The sequence below is a fragment of the Arenibacter nanhaiticus genome, from assembly GCF_900141935.1.
Classification (GTDB): domain Bacteria; phylum Bacteroidota; class Bacteroidia; order Flavobacteriales; family Flavobacteriaceae; genus Arenibacter; species Arenibacter nanhaiticus.
On sequence record NZ_FQYX01000007.1, the window covers coordinates 42,576 to 62,138 of the forward strand.

Annotated in this window: 10 protein-coding genes; 5 read left to right on the forward strand and 5 right to left on the reverse strand. The window is 38.2% G+C overall.

The genetic code is table 11. The features are described 5' to 3' along the window. Positions 1–40: 40 nt before the first annotated feature. From BUA16_RS06235 to BUA16_RS06245, 3 genes are all read right to left on the reverse strand, one after another. Entirely contained in the window at positions 41–2,077 is a 2,037-nt protein-coding gene (locus BUA16_RS06235; protein ID WP_072763879.1) for a M3 family metallopeptidase, read from the reverse strand. Between the two features lie 151 nt (positions 2,078–2,228). Next, complete coding sequence (purE, locus tag BUA16_RS06240) at positions 2,229–2,720, reverse strand: 5-(carboxyamino)imidazole ribonucleotide mutase (RefSeq protein WP_072763881.1); 492 nt, start codon at positions 2,718–2,720, stop codon at positions 2,229–2,231. Positions 2,721–2,735: 15 nt separating this feature from the next. After that, positions 2,736–3,890, reverse strand: coding sequence for a 5-(carboxyamino)imidazole ribonucleotide synthase (locus BUA16_RS06245; RefSeq protein ID WP_072763882.1), 1,155 nt, complete (start codon positions 3,888–3,890; stop codon positions 2,736–2,738). A gap of 134 nt (positions 3,891–4,024) precedes the next feature. On the opposite strand from BUA16_RS06245, the gene BUA16_RS06250 reads away from it, so the two are divergent. The 3 genes from BUA16_RS06250 (at position 4,025) to BUA16_RS06265 (ending at position 7,463) form a co-directional block, all read left to right on the forward strand. Beyond that, positions 4,025–5,131 carry an adenylate kinase gene (locus BUA16_RS06250; RefSeq protein WP_072763973.1) on the forward strand — a complete coding sequence of 369 codons (1,107 nt, stop codon included), beginning with the start codon at positions 4,025–4,027 and terminating at the stop codon, positions 5,129–5,131. Positions 5,132–5,782: 651 nt separating this feature from the next. Further along, positions 5,783–6,796, forward strand: coding sequence for a GTPase ObgE (gene obgE, locus BUA16_RS06260; RefSeq protein WP_072763886.1), 1,014 nt, complete (start codon positions 5,783–5,785; stop codon positions 6,794–6,796). Between the two features lie 145 nt (positions 6,797–6,941). After that, complete coding sequence (locus BUA16_RS06265; RefSeq protein ID WP_072763974.1) at positions 6,942–7,463, forward strand: DUF4136 domain-containing protein; 522 nt, start codon at positions 6,942–6,944, stop codon at positions 7,461–7,463. A 173-nt stretch (positions 7,464–7,636) separates the two neighbouring features. Here the strand turns inward: BUA16_RS06265 and BUA16_RS06270 are convergent, their stop codons facing one another. Both BUA16_RS06270 and BUA16_RS06275 read right to left on the reverse strand, forming a co-directional pair. Then, the gene (locus tag BUA16_RS06270) at positions 7,637–8,011 is read right to left on the reverse strand and encodes a DoxX family membrane protein (protein WP_072763887.1); all 375 of its coding nucleotides are present in this window, start codon (positions 8,009–8,011) and stop codon (positions 7,637–7,639) included. A 77-nt stretch (positions 8,012–8,088) separates the two neighbouring features. Further along, positions 8,089–14,169: an alpha-2-macroglobulin family protein gene (locus tag BUA16_RS06275; protein ID WP_072763889.1), complete on the reverse strand. Its 6,081-nt coding sequence runs from the start codon at positions 14,167–14,169 to the stop codon at positions 8,089–8,091. Between the two features lie 344 nt (positions 14,170–14,513). Here BUA16_RS06275 and BUA16_RS06280 point away from each other — a divergent pair, with 344 nt between their 5' ends. Continuing rightward, complete coding sequence (locus BUA16_RS06280; RefSeq protein ID WP_072763890.1) at positions 14,514–15,875, forward strand: UDP-N-acetylmuramate--L-alanine ligase; 1,362 nt, start codon at positions 14,514–14,516, stop codon at positions 15,873–15,875. 391 nt (positions 15,876–16,266) lie between these two features. Then, positions 16,267–19,542, forward strand: coding sequence for a SusC/RagA family TonB-linked outer membrane protein (locus BUA16_RS06285; protein ID WP_245795526.1), 3,276 nt, complete (start codon positions 16,267–16,269; stop codon positions 19,540–19,542). Positions 19,543–19,563: the final 21 nt, after the last annotated feature.

The window sequence follows — 19,563 nt, forward strand, 5'->3', positions numbered from 1 at the left end:
TTTTTCCTTGTTTTTTCCATAGCCATTGGCTTTTTATACTTTACTTATTTACGGGAGTATCCAATAACCCAGCTCGTTCCAATAAAGCTTCAATATTTGGTTCAGCACCGCGAAAACGTTTGTATAATACCATTGGGTTTTCTGTTCCTCCTTTAGAAAGTACGTGGTCCATAAATTTTGTGGCCACTTCTTTATCGAAAATGCCTTTTTCTTTAAAATAGGCAAAAGCATCGGCATCTAAAACTTCGGCCCATTTATAACTGTAGTATCCCGAAGAGTATCCGCCCTGAAAAATATGGGAGAAAGATGTGCTCATACAAGTTTCGGCCATGCTTGGGAAAAGGTCGGTATTCATAAATGCCAATTCCTCTTGTTTCTTAACATCGGTAATATGACTCGGATCGGCTGCATGCCAAGACATGTCTAATAATCCAAAGCTTATTTGGCGTAAGGTTGCCAAGCCTTCCTGGAAGGTAGATGATTCCTTAATTTTTGTCACCAGTTCCATGGGGATCAATTCGCCAGTTTGGTAATGGGTAGCAAATAATTCCAAGGCCTCCTTTTCGTAGCACCAGTTTTCCAAGATTTGGCTTGGCAATTCTACAAAATCCCAATATACCGAAGTCCCGGATAGGCTAGGGTAGGTGGTGTTGGCCAGCATACCGTGCAATCCATGTCCGAATTCATGGAACAAGGTGGTTACTTCATTAAAGGTAAGCAAGGATGGTTTGCTTGCGGTAGGTTTGGTAAAATTACAAACGTTAGAGATGTGCGGTCTTATATTCTTTCCATTTTTTAGGCATTGCGATTTGTAGGAGGTCATCCATGCTCCGCCGCGTTTTCCTGCTCTAGGGTGAAAATCGGCATAAAAGATGGCTACTAATTCTTTTTTTGCATCATAAATGCGATACGTTTTTACGTCTTCGTGATATTTGTCAATATCAAAGACTTCTTCGAATTGTAGGCCGAACAACTTTTCCGATACCTTAAAAACCCCTGCAATAACATTTTCTAATTTAAAGTAGGGCTTTAATAGCTCATCATCTAAATTAAACAGTTTTTGCTTTAATTTTTCGGAATAATAGGCGCTGTCCCATTTTTCGAGCTGGGATATTCCGTCAAGGTCCTTGGCGAATTGCTCTAATTCAGAAAACTCCCTTTCTGCTGCTGGTTTGGCCTTTTCTAGCAATTCATTTAAAAAAGAGTATACTTTCTCAGGGGTTTCGGCCATGCGTTCTTCCAATACAAAATGGGCATGACTTTTATAGCCTAGTAAGACCGCTCTTTCATGGCGAAGCCTAGTGATTTTTAAAATGTTTTCCTGGTTGTCCAGTGCATCTTGATGGAACCCCTTGCTGCCAAAAGCGATGGAAAGTTCCTTGCGGAGTTCCCTATTGGAAGCATATTTCATAAAAGGAATGTAACTCGGATAGTCTAGAGTGATTAACCAACCTTCCAGGTCCTTGGATTTTGCCAGTTGAGCCGCCGCTTCCTTTTCTCCTTCTGGGAGACCGTCCAAATCGGACTCCTGGGTAAGGTGCTTCTGATATTTATTGGTTTCTGCCAATACATTTTCGCCAAACTGTAATTTTAGTTTTGCAAGTTCGGCATCAATTTCCCTTAAGCGTTTCTTCTTTTCTTCGGGCAAATTAGCACCGTTACGGCTAAAGCTTTTGTATCTTTTATCGAGAAGAGTGCTTTCTTCTGGAGTTAGGTCTAAGCTTTCTTTTTGTTCATAAACCGTTTTTATCCTTTGGAATAAATCTTGGTTTAGGGTGATGTCGTTACTGAACTCCGTAAGTAATGGTGATACTTCCTGAGCTATTTTTTGGATTTCTGCATTGGTTTCGGCAGAATTAAGGTTGAAGAATACACTAGAAATCCTGTCCAATTGTTGTCCTGAAAAATCCAAAGCAACAATGGTATTTTCAAAAGTCGGGGCTTCGTTAGCCTGCGCTATGGCATCTATTTCTGCTCTGGCATCGGCGATGGCCTGAACGAAGGCAGGTTTAAAATGCTCGTTTTTTATTTTTGAAAATGGGGCTGTATCAAATGGGATCAATAAAGGATTGCTCATTTTTGTTTTGTTTTTAGGATTATAACAAGAGGAGAAAATACCTGCTATCGTGTTTTTGTGAAACTTAAAATTCACAAAAAAAAATATGGAATGTTCTTGGCTGCCACAAAGGGCTTACAAGAGTCGCCGTTCAAGATAGCAGGGAATGGTGTTACTTTATTTTACGTACTTCTTGGGCACCGTCGATTACCTTTTGTTTTAATCCTTCTTTGTAAAGAATAATTTTGTCTAAAACACATTTGTCCGAACTACCTATTATCTGTGCTGCCAATATACCTGCATTTTTAGCACCGTTAAGGGCTACCGTGGCAACAGGGACACCTCCAGGCATTTGAAGAATAGATAAAACAGAATCCCATCCGTCGATCGAATTGCTGCTTTTTACCGGAACACCAATGACAGGCAAGGGAGACATAGAAGCTACCATTCCTGGTAGATGTGCAGCTCCACCGGCACCCGCAATGATCACAGAGTATCCATTTTTATGGGCATTCATGCTAAAATCGAATAATTTTTCTGGGGTACGATGGGCAGAAACTATGTCTACATCAACGGCGATATCAAAACCTTTTAAAATATCAATGGCTTCCTGCATAATAGGAAGGTCACTGGTGCTTCCCATAACAACGGCTACTTTGCTCATAACTATAATAATTACTTATTTGCTGATTACTTTTATAGTGTTCTTTACTTTTTCTGCTATTTTTCTAGCTTGTGCAATATCTTGGTTTACGATGGTAACATGCCCCATTTTTCTAAAGGGTCTTGTTTGTTTTTTACCGTAAATATGGGGAGTAACACCGTCTAGTTGAAGGATTTTCTCCATGTTCTGGTAAACTACCTCTCCTGTATGCCCTTCGGCACCTACTAGGTTTACCATAATTCCGGCCACCTTACTTTCCGTACTTCCTAAGGGCAGGTCTAAAATAGCACGGATATGCTGTTCAAATTGATTGGTGTAACTGGCTTCGATACTATAGTGCCCGCTATTGTGAGGTCGAGGAGCTACTTCATTGACCAAAATCTCATCGTCTTTGGTCTGGAACATTTCTACGGCCAAAATACCGATATGCTGAATTTTTTCTGAAACTTTCAAGGCAACATCAATAGCTTTTTGTGCTACTTCGTCACTGATCCTTGCCGGACAAAGAACGTACTCTACTTGATTGGCTTCTGGGTGGAATTCCATTTCTACCACAGGGTAGGAAACAGTTTGCCCGCTTGGGTTTCTGACAACAATGACGGCCAATTCATTTTTAAATGGGATCATAGTTTCTGCTATGCATTCCGAGTTAGGTAGCCCTTCTAAATCTTTAAGACTTCTAACGACCTTTACCCCTTGGCCATCGTAGCCGAATTGGGCACTCTTCCAAACAAAGGGAAAAGTTAAACCACCATTGGCAACGCTATCTTCAATTTCGCTAGTATATGCAAAGCGGCTAAAAGGAGCCGTAGGGATATTGTTGTCTACGTAAAATAATTTTTGAGTGGCCTTGTTTTGTATAATATGCAAGGCATCAGTTTGCGGGTATACCTTGACGCCTTCGGACTCTAATTTTTCTAGGGCCTTGGTATTTACGTTTTCTATTTCGATGGTTAAAACGTCAACCTTTTTTCCAAAGTTATATACCGTGTCATAATCTAATAAATCGCCTTCGAAAAATTCGTTGCACGCTATTTTGGACGGAGCTTCTGGCGATGGATCCAATACTTTGGTGTGGATGTCAAATTTACGAGTCTCGTATAACAACATTTTACCTAATTGGCCACCTCCAAGAATTCCTAATTTAAAATCGGAAGAAAAATAGTTCATTTGAATTGATTCACTTTTGTTATGGTGATTGTAGTATGTGGACAAAAATACGGCTAAATCTTAGAAACTGGCCTTGGACAACTAAAAAAGAAAAATCAAAATGGTATATTTGTGATCTTATTAAATTATTAACGGTGATAGAGCTACACGATAAATATTTCAAACCATTTATTAGCGAAGGAGAGATACTGCAAGCCATAAAAAAAGTTGCGGACGAAGTTGCTGCGGACTACCGTGATGAAACACCAATATTTATTGGGGTTTTAAATGGTTCTTTTATGTTTGTTGCCGATTTTTTAAAAGCGTATCAACATCCTTGCGAGATTTCCTTTGTACGATTGAGCTCTTATCAGGGGCTTACCTCTACAGGTATCGTCGAAACATTATTGGATGTCCCCGATAATATAGATGGACGTTCTGTAATTATTTTAGAGGATATTATCGATACCGGAAGAACCGTTAAAAAATTAATAGATTTATTTTCCAAGACCAAAGTAAAAGAATTTAGGATTGCCACCTTGTTTTACAAAGATGAAGTGTATAACGGGGAGTACGATATTGATTATTTTGGAATGAAAATACCAGATAAGTTCATCGTGGGATATGGACTGGATTACAAAGAGCTAGGAAGAAATTTAAGAGAAGTATATCAACTTAATATAAAACATATGATAAACCTTGTTTTGTTCGGAAAACCAGGAGCAGGAAAAGGCACGCAAGCTGCATTTTTAAAAGAGAAGTATAATTTGAAACATATTTCCACGGGAGATGTGTTTCGTTATAATATAAAAAACGGAACGGAACTAGGAGTATTGGCCAAATCATATATTGATCAGGGTGAATTGGTACCGGATGAAGTGACCATAAAAATGCTTCAGGACGAGGTAGAAAAAAATCCTGAGGCAAGCGGATTTATTTTCGATGGTTTTCCAAGAACAACGGCACAAGCAAAAGCCTTGGATCAGTTTTTAGTATCTAAAAACATGAAGATAGATGCTACCATTGCCTTAGAAGCCAATGATGAAGTACTTATTCAACGTTTATTGGAGCGCGGAAAAATTAGTGGAAGAAGTGATGACCAAGACGAGGATAAAATCCGTAATCGTTTTGAAGAATACAATGAAAAAACAGCTCCCCTAAAGGATTATTACGAGGAGCAAGGGAAATTCCATAGCGTTAACGGAATTGGGTCTATAGAGGATATTACCAGTCGATTGACCAAGGTGATCGAAGAAATATAAGTAGAACAGCTTCTTATTACAGTCGACGAAAGTTGATCAGCGCCATAGAACATCACCTGATTGTTTGTTAGGGATGCATTTAAAAAGGCTAGCTTTTGGATATTTTAATAGGTATCGTAAATAACCAAAAACATAACTTCTATTCTACGGTAGTAGCATTGCCTGAATAAAATGGAGGGTAAATTTCTGAAGATAATCTTTTTAGACATAAATGCGATAGCACTATGGGGCAGTTTTATGCCAAGAATTAAAGAAATAGAAAAGATCTTTTTTAGGGATCTTTATGCTATTTGAAGGATACACTCCTAATCCCAATCTTTCGCCATCCTATAGCAATACGGTTTTGAAAATAAGCAGTGGTTGAGATAAATGGCCCTGAGGGTTTTCTTATGGATTTGGAACCTTTTAACTGGCAAAGTATGTAGAAGGTTGCGGTTGTACAGCCGAAACGACCTCTAAGGTTGGTTTTATGGAATGCCCTAAAACCAAGGTTTTGGGATTTGACTTTAGTGTTGAAAAAATAAAACAGAATGTATACATTTGTGGCCAAGGATATTGGGATGTTTTTGGCGTATATACCTACACTTTTTAAGGCCTGCCCCATGCCAGAATAAGGTTCAATTAAGAAAAGGAACGAAATAAACTAAAAAAATGACTGAAGGCAATTTTGTGGATTATGTAAAAGTACATTTGGAATCCGGTAAAGGAGGAAAAGGTTCTATACATTTACATAGGGAAAAGTTTATAACCAAAGGTGGTCCCGATGGTGGTGATGGCGGCCGTGGTGGGCATATTATTATAAAAGGCAACAAAAACTTATGGACCTTATTGGGCTATAAGTTTCAAAGACATTTTAAGGCGGGCCATGGTGAGCATGGTGCTAAAAGCCGGAGTACAGGTGCCGATGGGCAGGATGTTTATTTAGAGGTGCCATTAGGGACTGTAATCAGAGATGCCGATACCAACGAAATAATTATGGAAATTACCAACGACCAAGAGGAAATAATTCTTTTGGAAGGTGGTTTAGGAGGGCGTGGAAACTGGCATTTTAGAACCTCTACAAACCAAACCCCAAGATATGCACAGCCCGGAATTCCAGGAAAGGAAGCTGATCTTATCTTTGAATTAAAAGTACTGGCCGATGTAGGGCTTGTTGGTTTTCCAAATGCTGGAAAATCGACCCTATTATCGGTGTTGACTTCCGCGCAGCCGAAAATTGCAGATTACGAATTTACGACCTTAAAACCCAATCTTGGGATTGTAGAATATAGGGAGTTTAAGAGTTTTGTGATGGCCGATATTCCTGGAATTATTGAAGGCGCTGCAGAAGGAAAGGGACTAGGGCATTATTTCTTAAGACATATTGAACGAAACTCTACACTGCTTTTTTTAATTCCTGCCGATAGTAAAGATATTAGCAAGGAATATGAAATTTTGTTAGACGAACTTCGTAGATATAACCCAGAACTTTTAGATAAAGATCGATTGATAGCCATTTCTAAAAGCGATATGTTAGATGAGGAGCTGATGGAAGAAATGAGGTCGGAACTCGACAAGGACCTACAAGGAATACCATATATGTTTATATCTTCAGTGGCACAACAAGGATTGGTAGAACTTAAAGATAGACTTTGGGAAATGCTAAATCGCAATGTTGTTGATTAGGCGTATTGTGTTTGGTTTTTCCATAATATGATTCCTATAACTCTCTCTTTAATTTTGTCCTTTTAGTATCGCTTTAAGGTATTTAATGGCACTGATAATTAAAGGGAGAGGCTATTTTTTGTTACTTTTATATAAAACGGTCATCATGAAAAAAATAGGAATCTTGTTCGTAGCATTGGTTTTGGCTTCTTGTAATGCTGTAAGAGTTCAGTACGATTACGATAGGACAGCTGATTTTTCGGCTTATGCCACCTATAATTATTATGCAGACATGGATACCGGTTTAAGTGAACTGGACAGGAAACGTCTTATAAAGGCAATAGATTTTAATTTGCGCAATAAGGGGATTAAACTTTCCGAAGAACCAGCTATTTTAATTGATATAAAATCTCGTTCTTATACTGGCATTCAAAGAAACACTGTTGGGGTTGGGATTGGGGGATCTGGCAGAAATGTAGGCGGTGGAGTAAATATTGGTATCCCTATGGGGAATTCCAAGCTAGAGAGAGAAGTTCAAATAGACTTTGTCGATAGCCAAAAAGATGCTCTTATTTGGCAAGCAACTGCTGTAAGTTCTTTTTATGAAAACAGTTCTCCAGAAGTACGGGAAGAAAAATTTCTACAATTGGTCACTAAAGCATTTTCTAAATATCCTCCTAAAAAGTAAGCTCTTTTATAAATAACATTGATTATAGTTTTTCTCTGCTTTGAAAAAAATCTGTTTAAGGATTATTCAAATACCATAGATAATATGGCCTTCCTGTTCTAGAAAGGCCTATGGTTTAAAAGAGCATACAGCATATATTCTGGTTGAATTTATGTAATTAAATAAGGGTGCTGTTATGGTCTTAAAATGTCCTTATACCTATCCTTGTAGGCGTAGAGCATGGTAATATTTAAAAGAAGTAATACCAAGGCAAAACCTATAGAGCTCGGTTCTAGAAAGGCATGGAATAATATGGCGTTGATTGAAATAATAAAAAGAATCAACATCATCAAGGAGGCAAACTTATTGATTAAAAGAGATATTCCAGCGACAATTTCTACCAAGGCAATGATGTTAATGGTATTAGTGCTCATTAAGGCAGAAAAATAGTTCATGGCAGCTTCTGACATTTGGCCGGCAGGCATAAAATGAAAAAACTTATTTGATCCGAAGATAATGAGGAATACTCCAAATACGATTCGTAATCCAATGAAAAAGGTTGCGTTCATAATAGTTTGGTTTTAAATTAATTATATGTTAATTTATGAAAAATATCAACGCGTAAATGCTAAAACTTTAAAAAAATCTAATTTACGCTTATTCTTTCACCTTTACTATGGCTGCTGAATTCTGGTGCATACATGCTTTGAATGGTCGTAATGCCATTGCTGAACTCCCCTTTATTATTTACTCTTAAGTCGTATTCAAATATATAAACACCCTTAGAAAGGTAGTCTATAAAAAAACTGGTACTAGCATCTTTGGTGCTTTCATAATAACCAAGGCCGTCTTGCCATCGGTATTGGGATAATACGTTAACGGGTTCTAATCCGGCAGCCCGCATATCTTTCATATGTATAAACTCCATAGCCCTATCTGTTCGGATTTCTAAACGGACTCTGAGTACATCGCCCAAATTTAGTTGGGTTGACGCTGTTATTTCCCTGAGTTCTTCACCGGTATCGGTGTCTTGTTTTAGAAATAACTTCTTTTTCAACTGAAGCGGACTTTTTTCCGAAGTAATCTTGTCTAAATCTTCAAAATACTGCCAGTACATTGCTCCCCAAGCCGGTCCTTCACCTTTTTTCGATAATGCTACCTTTGCCATCTCGGGTACTATTTCATCGCCTGTCCAAGAAATTTTATAATAGCCGGTACCAGCCTCAGTATGGGTGTTTTTTAATTTTGAAGGCGCTATTTTCTTTTCACCTACAGACACCTCAATCGCCTCGGTAACCGACAACCAATTGCTTCCTTGTAACAAAAGGGCGTAAACAGCTTCGGTAGTGGCTTTAGTGGTTTCCCATTGATTGGTCTGTTTATTTTTTAAAAGCCATATTTTTAGTTGGTCTATCGTTTTTGTATCATTGTTGATCTCTGAAAAGGCTTCAATCAATAAGGCTTGGGTTTCTATAGCAGCTTGGTTCCAATGCCATGAATTAGTGTTGGCCTTCCAATACATGCCTAATTCTTCACTGGTAATACTATTTTCTTCTAAGGATTTAATGATTTTTTTTGCGTTAGTGGTATCCTTGCTCCTGTTTAGAAATAATGCCAATAATCCTTGGGAATACAAATCTTTATTTGCCCAGAATTGCTGTGCTTGTTTCTTGTAGTAAAGGGTGATTTCGGATACTTTTTGGGAGGTAGGAATACGGCTAAAAAAACTTCTTGTATAAAGGTAGTGAAGTTGAATGGGGGTTAAATGATCTGTATTGGCGACCTTGGAAACCTTTCTCATTTTTTCATAATCTTCTATAAATTCGGCATCTAAATATGCGATGGCCTTTTTAATCATATCTTCAGTATCCGTCTCAGGGTTAAGAACGTTTAAATGATCTAAATGGCCTAATCCCGCAAGGATATGTTGGGTTATGAACCTATTAGAAATACCTCCCTTAAACCAAGGCCAAGCTCCAGAAGCTAATTGGTTATTTTGTAATTTTCTAAGGGTATTTTCACGCTCATTTTTCATTTTGTTTAGATTAAACAAAAGAGCAATTCGCTTTTTTTGTTCGGTTTCGGTTTGCGCATCGCGTAGCCAAGGCGTTTCTTGAATTAGGATAGATTTTAAATCCTGGTTTTTTTCTAGGTTGCTTAATAACGCATCTGTATTGGCCCATTGCTTAAATACTTCCTGGATTCTTGGTTGGTTTTGGACAATACTACTTGCTAATGTATTGGCATAATACCGAGCAAAGATCTGTTCGCTACAATCAAAGGGATATTCCATTAAATAGGGCAGTGCCTGTACCGCATACCAGGCAGGATTTGAAGTTATTTCAAGACTTAACTGGTGATGTTTTAGCGTTGATGAGGTATTTGTCTTTAGTTTTTCTAAAACAAAAGATTTTGTTTCGTTGCTTTTTACCAACATGGGCAAGGTTTCTGTAACCAGCATTCTGTTGGTAAGTACCGGCAATAGATTTTGTTCCCCATCACTATAGTCTCCGGCTGTTGCCATTATCGTGTATTGGACAGCTTGAAGGTTTTCGGGAATTTTTAAATTCCATGAAACTTCTGTGTTTCCAAGGGCATTTACCGTAAAGGTGGTTTCGGAAGGAGAGGTCAAGGCTTCCTGTTGCTGTATACTATCCTTTGGGATTAGGGAAGGTATCAAAAGATTTTGGGTTATATCTTTACCAGAAACGGCATCGACCAAAATAATGCTTGCGGTACCGTTTAAAAGATTGTCGGTGATATTGGCAATTTTAGTACTGATGGTAATTTTGTCTCCCTCCCTTAAAAATCGTGGCGCGTTAGGTGTCACCATAATTTCTTTTTGGGTTACGGTTTCCATGCTGATAAGCTTACTTTCCAAGTTTTTAGTATGCGCCAGTAATTGTACTTTCCAAGTAGTCAGTGCTTCTGGGCTGGTAAAACTAAAGCTTACATTACCATCTTTATCGGTGCGTAATTGAGGAAAAAAGAAAGCTGTCTCTTGTAAATTTTTTCGAATTTGGACCTGGGAAATAGTATCCTTTTTAAATGCAGAATCTATTCTTTCTTGAGATTCTGAAGCTTCCTTTCCTTGTTTTCCAAAACCAACTACCACTGGTTCTTCCAATAGTTCAGAATCTTCTTGGGTCCTTGCTAACTCATTATGGGCTTTTTTCATGACCATATTGTTTCGGTACAGCTGGTGTCGTTCCCCAAAATAAAAACCAAACCAATTAAAGGAATCATATGCTTGGGAGAATATAGGGTACTGAGCGTTTGGGGTATGAAAGTAAGTGAAGTTTTCGATGCGATAACTGTGATAAGCATTGCTGTACAAGCTCGAATGATAGGTCGGTTGCCATGTAGGGGAAAAGCTCCAAGAATGGTTTTGGAAGGCGTCCAAAGAGGCATCGTACATATTAGCCAAAACTTCTGCGGCCACCTTTTGTCCTTGAGCACCTTTTATAGAGAAAGACCATTTTTCTTCGTTGCCTGGTTGTAAATTATCCCGGAAAGTAACAGTTTCTATTTGAAGGTCTGTCTTGGGGTAGGGGACGTTAATATTGGCAGTTCCCGTCTCAAATGAATTAAAGACACTATAGGTGTAATGAACAGAAAAGCCGCCTAAATCTGATTCGGTAACGGGGATTTTGATGGTTTCGGTGTTATTCCGGAGCGTTATGATTTTGGTGTCAACAATCGTTTTGTTCTTTTCTATAAATAAGGTAACCGTTACGGTTTTAGCACTACTTCCTATGGTAACGGTAGCATTTTCTCCAGGAACATAGGAGTGCTGATCTGTTTTTATTTCAAAAAGCTTTTGATCAGATACTTGTTTCTCATTAGACCCATGGACAGTAATCATGGCCATGTCTTTTATTTTTTGTCCAAAGGCATCGGTGGTTTCTAATTCTATGGTATACACCCCAGAGGTCCAGTTTTTTATTTTTCTCAACTTAATTTCACCGGTTTTTTCGGTATTAAAATCGGTTTCGAAGGCCAAGGTCGATTTCTCCCATGTGCTAGGGTCGGACTCCTTGGCGTAGGCATCGTGGGGAAATAGTTTTTTAAAGGCTTCCTCAGTTCCCATTTTGTACTCTGGTGCTTCCCATGGTCTTGGTCGCAGAACATATTGCGGGGCTTTAAGCTTGTAAATCTTTAAGGTTCCTTGTGCGGATACTGGCTGTCCGTTTAGGTTGCTAGTTCTAATCTTTATAAGATTGTTCTTTTTGTCTTTATCCAAAAATGGGGCGGCCTCTATATTGGCCAATAGCGTATGGTACCCGGCCTTTATCGTGGTGATGGTGCTTTGGGTTTCTCCGTTAATATCGGTCACCTCCGCGGTAACTTCAAATAGGAAAATAGGGAGGTTGTCCTTGGAAACACTACTATCAGGAATGGCTACGAAAGGAATGTTAAAGAACCCTAGAGCATCGGTCTTTGTTTCTCCATGTGCGATTTCCTGGGGGGAGCTGCCGTAACTCGGGCGGAACCAATAGAACCATCTAGGAAAATTGACGAGCCTGCGTACCGTATAACGTACTTTGGCATCGCTAATGGCACTTCCGGAATAGGCTAGGGCAGTACCTTTTACCTCAATACTGTCATGCACTCTAAAAGTATCGGTTATGGGTTGAAAGGAGGCTTTAAATTTTGGGCGCTTGTATTCTTCTACAGAAAAAGAAGTGATTCCGGACAAAGCAATATCTTCTGATGTAATAACAATCGAAAAAGTTCCTGTAAGACCATTGTTGGGAATTATAAATTCGCCGTCAAAGGAACCAAATTCATTGGTTTTAAATTCGTGGGCAGCTATTTCCCGACCATTGACATCGCGTAAACGGGCCTTGACAAGGGTATTGGTAATTAATGAGGAAGAGTTCCCTTTTTGTGAAACGGCTATTCCCTTGAAAAAAACGGGCTGTCCTGGGCGATAAATACTCCGGTCTGTAAATAGGAAAGTAGTGTGGTTGATACGTTCGTGTTCACCGTAATTATTTCGGGGATATAGGCTATATTTTCCAAAAAATGCAGTGTCGCCTTTATGTTCGATATGAGTGGTGATGTTTAACCATCGTTCCTTGGTTAAGGGTAGGATAACCATGCCGGTTACATCGGTGACAAAAGACTTGTTCAAGAAATGTGCTCTAGTATCTAGCTGATAGGTAAAGGTTACTTTTGCTCCACTCAATGGTTTTCCGTTGTTTCTGTCTACAACTTGATAGAAATAATGGGTGGGGGATTTAGTCTCTATAAAGGCTAAATCGGTTACTTGGATAGGGCTAAAAGCAAAACTTTTTTTATCATCGTAGCCTACAGGGGTTGCCAGAATAATGTAGGTTCCCTGACTTAGTGATGGTAACAGCACTTCGGTTTTATGAGGAATATAGTCTCCTTCATTTTTTAATATGGCCTCCCAAGTGATAGCAACCTTTAATTTTTTTATAAAAGGCAATTGGTTTTCTAATGGGTATATGTTTTTAAGTGCAGTCAGTTCTTTTTGGGAAATTTCATAAGCGGTAAATTTTAGGGCATCATGGTTTTTATAATGTACCAATAGACGGGATGGATGGTTGATGGGGAGGTGTTTTTCCGTAGTAATCTGAAGTTCTTGTGATAAGATTATTGCTCGTAAATGGCTGAATTTTTCTGCTGCTTTACCCTTTGGATACTTTTTTAAGGCTGTTTCGCACAGATCTAGGGCCTCTTTTCGCTTCCATTGATGCTCCTCTTGTGTGCCTGGAATATAATTTTCTGCTCGCTGATGGTACCATAGCGCAATTTCAAAAGAATAGAAACTTTCTGCTTCATGGTTTTTGTGTAATTGAGCCGCAAGTTGTAGGGCCTCCAGGTAATATTGGTCCTTCTTCTCAAAAATAGCATTGTCACGGACAAACTTTAATCGTTCTATATCAATATCCACTAATGCAAAAGGAAGGGCGTCGTTTTGATGAGCTTTAATCAGCTCTTGATAGAGTAATAAAGCCTTTAATTGTTGAGAAGAGCTATCGTCCGATTTAAAACTATAGGTTGAGAACTTCGAGGATTCATTTAAATACTCTGGATTGTCAATTTCAAATTTATCAGCAGGGCGGGTGATGCTATTTTCGCTGCTCTTATAAAAATCAATGGCATTATGTGCCAAAAGGTCAAATAAGGTAGGTCTATAAAGTTCAGATCCTTTTTCTTTGTGTAATATTTCCAAATATCCTTTGATGTCTACTTGCTGTAGTGCATCAGGTGTAGCCAAGGAATTATCAAAATGATTTCCTATGGCTGTGAAAATTGTAGTCAGGTCCCAAGTTCTAAAATCATCGTTATCAACCGGTGTCTCCGTATATGATCTATCGTAAAAGCGGTACCGGTTCTCTTGAAAATACTGCCAATACATTTGTGCTAAATAGCTTTCTAGAATATTTTTAGTAGGAAAACTGCTTTGGGCTATTTCTGATTTAAAATTATTGATAATGTTCAGTTGTGCATCCTCTTCCAAGATTAGGATGTATTTGGACTTATATAATAACGCTTTTATAATTTGAGCGGAGTTGCTTTCTTTTCTTGCCTTATCGGAAATTTTTGTAACCACCTTCACTGCCGAATTGGTCATTGCCTCTTTTTCTAAGTTTTGTACCTGTTCCCATAGCCCTGCATAAGTAGGCGTTTTGGATTGTGATTGTCCCCATTGGGAAAAAAGTAAGACGGTAATAAGGAAGGTAAGGTTTCTCATAGGAATAGGTATGAATCTTTTTAAAAGTGTGATAAATGCAAAAAAGATACCAAGCTTGCTCAATTGTTAAAATAAAAAAGAAAGTTAGGTGTTTAATTTGGTTTTCATAGGGTTTTTTAGATGATGCGCCTTTAGCAGGTGTATTTACAAGTCAGCTATGAAAATATTATATTAAAAATATTTATTGCCTTTACTGGATGGTTATTAAGGGGTTTATAATTATAGGAAGTGCGAAGCTTCCCAAGTTGAAGCATTAAATAGGTAAGGAGAACACTGATAAAACCACGATGTAAAATTTCATTAGGTGATGACAATCCTTATCTTTACGACATAATTTTTTGTAAATGCACATACATTTTATTGCCATTGGAGGAAGTGCCATGCACAACCTGGCCTTAGCTTTGCACCATAAGGGATATACCGTTTCTGGAAGTGATGACGTAATTTTTGAACCTTCTAAAACCCGATTACAAGATCAAGGACTTTTTCCGGAATCTTTCGGGTGGTTTCCCGAGAAAATAAATGCCAATTTGGATGCTGTTATTTTAGGCATGCATGCTAAAGCAGATAATCCCGAGTTATTAAGGGCTCAGGAGTTAGGGCTTAAGATTTATTCCTACCCAGAGTTTCTATACGAACAATCAAAACATAAAACAAGGGTCGTTATTGGGGGGAGTCATGGCAAGACCACTATAACATCTATGATTCTGCATGTGCTAAATTATCACGGTAGGGAAGTAGATTATATGGTAGGCGCCCAATTAGACGGGTTTGATAGAATGGTACATCTGACCGAAGAAAATGATTTTATAGTTTTAGAAGGCGATGAATACTTGTCTTCTCCTATAGATAGAAGGCCAAAGTTTCATTTGTACAAACCTAATATTGCCTTACTCAGCGGTATTGCTTGGGATCATATCAATGTATTTCCAACTTATGAAGGATATGTACAACAATTTCAAATCTTTGTAGATAGTATTGTTAAAGGAGGGAGCGTTACTTATAATGAAGAAGATTCAGAAGTAAGAAGGGTCGTTGAGGCTTCCGAAAACCCGATCAGAAAATTACCTTATAGCACTCCGGAATATCAGGTAGAAAATGGAGAAACCATCTTGGAAACTTCCGAAGGTCCTATGCCAATAGAAGTTTTTGGTAAGCATAACCTTAATAATTTGGCAGGCGCAAAGTGGATCTGCCAAAACATGGGGGTAGATGAAGACGACTTTTATGAGGCCATTGCAAGTTTTAAAGGGGCCTTTAAAAGACTGGAAAAAATTGGCGAGGGAAAAAGTAGTGTTGCCTATAAGGACTTTGCGCATTCTCCAAGTAAGGTAGCGGCAACGACAACTGCGGTAAAGGAGCAGTATCCAAATAAAAAACTAATAGCCTGTTTAGAACTTCATACGTATAGTAGTTTAAATGCAGAATTTTTAAAACAATACCAAGGTGCATTGGATGCCGCAGATATGGCAGTCGTATTTTATTCCCCAGAGTCAGTAAAGATCAAACAGTTGGAAGAGGTGACCAAAGCGCAAATTGTGACTGCCTTTGAGAGAGAAAACTTAGAAGTGTTTACCGATGCCACTGCTTTTAAAGAATTTTTATTTTCTCAAAACATAATAGACGCAGCCTTGCTGTTAATGAGCTCGGGCAATTATGGCGGACTCGATTTAAAGGCTGTAAAAGAGTTGGTCGAATCGCACTAGAGGGTGTGTCAACAATTTTGTATAAAGTCAATTCCACTAATAGTACCGGTGTTTTACTCCGCCGGCCTTTCAAAATTTGACAGAGCTCCGATCTTTGGAGCTCTGTTGATTGTTACCCCCTTCCTTTAGTTTTTTCGAAGTCCTTTCTTTCGAATAATTACATTACCTAGTATTTTTTGTTTTGTTCGATATTAGATAGCTTCTTTTTGATAACTTTTATTCTTTTAAAATTTTAAGAATTTTCATTCTTTAAACAAAGTTTATTATGTTATAATTGTAGTTGTTTTTTGAGAAATTAATAAAATTTTACATCTCAAAAAACGAATTTAACAAACCATTTTATAACTGATTAACTAAATTATTAATGATTATGCTTAAAAAAAAATTGATTTTGATTAGGTGTACAAGGCAACTAGTTTCCTATGGACAATGTTTATTATTGTTCCTTGTATTGGGATTGCATACGGTCTATGCAAAAGGGATAGAACTAACCGTTAATTCCAATTCAAAAAACATTTTTCAAAATATAATTACCGGTACCGTGTTGGATGGGGAGACAGGTGATCCTATTCCTGGCGCCAACGTATTGGAAAAGGGAACTACCAATGGAGCGGTGACTGATTTTGATGGTAATTATAGTATTAAAGCTTCAGAGAATGGTATTTTGGTCTTTTCATACATTGGTTATAAAAGTGTGGAGATTTCTGTTAATGGACAAAACACTATAACGGTTAGTCTAGATGCGGATGTTACGGCCTTAGAAGAAATAGTGGTAGTAGGTTATGGTGTTCAACGCAAACAAGATCTAACGGGAGCCATTTCTGTGGTAAAAACAGATGAATTGGCCCAGCAACCTTCTGCTCAAGTCACTAGTCAGCTACAGGGAAGAGTTTCTGGTGTTACCATTACAGGTGGTGGACAACCAGGAGAAGCTCCACAGATAAAAATCAGGGGTTCTAATACCTTTGGAAATAATAACCCATTGTATGTTGTCGATGGAATTCCTACGGATAATATAAATGACTTAAACCCTAATGATGTGGGGTCCATGCAAGTGTTAAAGGATGCTGGTTCTGCCTCAATTTATGGTTCCAGAGCAGCTAATGGAGTAATCATTATCACTACCAAAAGAGGTAGGGGGAAAATGAAGATTACCTATGATGCCTATTACGGAACCCAAATGGTTAAAAGCGGTAATCCTTGGAATATCTTGTCTTCCCAAGAAATGGCCGATCTTACTTTTATGGCTTTAAGAAACACTAATCCTGGTGACCCAATAAACCACAGTCAGTACGGAAACGGTACTAATCCGGTACTACCTAATTATATAGCTCCGGTGGGTGCCGATACTGTTGATGAATCCCTATATAATGTAAACCCTGACTATACAAGCAGTTCGGATTTGAACAATTTTTACAGAATTGTGAAAGCAAATAAGGAAGGAACTAATTGGTTTCAGGAAATATTTAGTCCGGCAAGTATAACCAGTCATAATTTATCAATAAGTAATGGGAGCGAAAAGGGGAGTTATTTATTTTCTTTGAATTATTTTGATCAAGAGGGTTCTTTGAAAAACACTTACTTGAAGCGATATACTATGCGTGCCAATGCTGTGTATAATTTTACGGAAAACATCAGGTTAGGACAAAACCTTAGTTTTAGTATTCGGGATAACCCACAAATCGGAGCGCTTTCGGAAGGCAGTGCAATAGGGATGGCATTTAGACAGCAACCTATCATACCTGTAAGGGACATAAAAGGAAATTATGCTGGTTCTTTTGGCTCAGATTTAGGGAATGCTTTTAATCCTGTAGCTATGATGGATAGGACTAGGAATAACAGGGGTGTCTCTAACCGCGTATTTGGAAATATTTTTGCTGAGGTCGATTTTTTGAATGACTTTACTTTCAGGACAAGTTTTGGGGGACAGTATTTTACCAATAGCTTTAATTCCTTCACTTTTCCAGAATACGAAAATGCGGAAAACAACTCAGTAAGTTCCTACTCAGAGGCAGCAGCTACTAATTTCAACTATACATGGACAAATACGCTGCAGTATAAGAAGACTTTTGATGAAGTACATAACCTAAATGTTTTAGTGGGAACAGAAGCGTATAAAAATAGCGGAAGAGAAGTTGGGGGCACTATGCAAGGGTATTTTTCTTTTGACCCGGATTATGTGACTTTAGGAACAGGGTCGGGAACCCAAACTAATTATAGTTTTAAATACAAAGATGCCCTTTCATCTTTAATTGGGCGTTTAGATTATAATTATAGCAACAGATATTTATTAAGTGCAACAGTCAGAAGAGATGGCTCTTCCAGATTTTTAAATAACCAATATGGATGGTTCCCCGCTGTTAGTGCAGGTTGGAATTTGGGAAATGAAAGTTTTATGCCAGAATTGACTTGGTTAAACGAACTAAAGCTTCGTGGTGGTTACGGTGTTATGGGGAATCAGTTAAATGTAGATCCATCTAACTCCTTTACCACTTTTGGTGGAAACCAACAAACATCTTATTACGGTGTTTCTGGGGGAAACCAGACTATTGCCGAAGGTTTTCAACAAACAAGAATTGGCAACCCTGATGCCAAATGGGAAAAGAACACCAATTCCAATTTTGGATTAGATGCCGCTCTTTTTAGTAATACAGTTCGTCTAAGTGCAGATTATTACCGAAAAGACGTTAAAGACCTTTTGTTTAACCCAGATTTACCTGCTACTGTTGGATCGGCCTCCGTACCATTTGTAAATGTGGCGCAAATGACCAATAGTGGTTTGGACTTGGATTTGTCAACATATTTTAATCTAACGAAAGACTTACGTCTTAACTCGACTGTAACAGTAACGACTTACAACAATGAAATTGTAAAAATAGCCGATGGATATACGTATTTTGATAGGGAAGGAAGAAGGTTTAATGGAAGTAATATTATAAGAAATGCCGTGGGGCACTCAGTGAGTGAGTTTTATGGATACAAAATTGCTGGATTTTGGAATTCTGAAGAGGAAATCACCGATGCTAATGCGGCTGTTATAGCGGCGTCTGGTAATCCTGATGCGGTATACCAATCAGATGTGGCGGTAGGACGTTTTCGTTACGAAGATATTAATGGTGACGGACAGATATCAGCTGATGACCGTACCTTTATAGGAAATCCAAACCCTGATTTCACTTATGGCTTAAACGTAGAGTTGATTTATAAAAATTGGGATATGAGCATGTTTTTATATGGTTCGCAAGGAAATGATATTTGGAACAATGTGCGTTGGTGGACAGACTTCTACAGTTCTTTTACTGGGGCTAAAAGTAAAACTGCCTTGTATGATTCTTGGACGCCCCAGAACACCAATGCGACTGCCCCTATTCAGCAAACTACAGGTTCCTTTAGTTTAGCCGATGTACCAAACTCTTATTTTGTGGAGGATGGTTCTTATTTAAGAGCTAAACAGATTCAATTAGGGTATTCGTTCTCATCAGAAATGCTTGAGAAAACAAATATTTCAAAACTACGCCTGTATGCACAGATGGTTAATGCGTTTACCATTACTTCCTATTCGGGAATAGATCCTGAAATTTCTGGTGGTACTGTTAATTTTGGAATCGATGAAGGCGCCTATCCAAATCAAAGACAATTGTTATTTGGGGTAAATGTTATTTTTTAATTAAAAGACTTATAAAGTAAA

Excerpts from the sequence above, each read along its gene's own strand:
- obgE (WP_072763886.1), top strand. The coding sequence starts at position 5,783 with ATGACTGAAGGCAATTTTGTGGATTATGTAAAAGTACATTTGGAATCC.
- BUA16_RS06275 (WP_072763889.1), bottom strand. The coding sequence starts at position 14,169 with ATGAGAAACCTTACCTTCCTTATTACCGTCTTACTTTTTTCCCAATGG.
- purE (WP_072763881.1), bottom strand. The coding sequence starts at position 2,720 with ATGAGCAAAGTAGCCGTTGTTATGGGAAGCACCAGTGACCTTCCTATT.
- BUA16_RS06265 (WP_072763974.1), top strand. The coding sequence starts at position 6,942 with ATGAAAAAAATAGGAATCTTGTTCGTAGCATTGGTTTTGGCTTCTTGT.
- BUA16_RS06245 (WP_072763882.1), bottom strand. The coding sequence starts at position 3,890 with ATGAACTATTTTTCTTCCGATTTTAAATTAGGAATTCTTGGAGGTGGC.
- BUA16_RS06280 (WP_072763890.1), top strand. The coding sequence starts at position 14,514 with ATGCACATACATTTTATTGCCATTGGAGGAAGTGCCATGCACAACCTG.
- BUA16_RS06270 (WP_072763887.1), bottom strand. The coding sequence starts at position 8,011 with ATGAACGCAACCTTTTTCATTGGATTACGAATCGTATTTGGAGTATTC.
- BUA16_RS06235 (WP_072763879.1), bottom strand. The coding sequence starts at position 2,077 with ATGAGCAATCCTTTATTGATCCCATTTGATACAGCCCCATTTTCAAAA.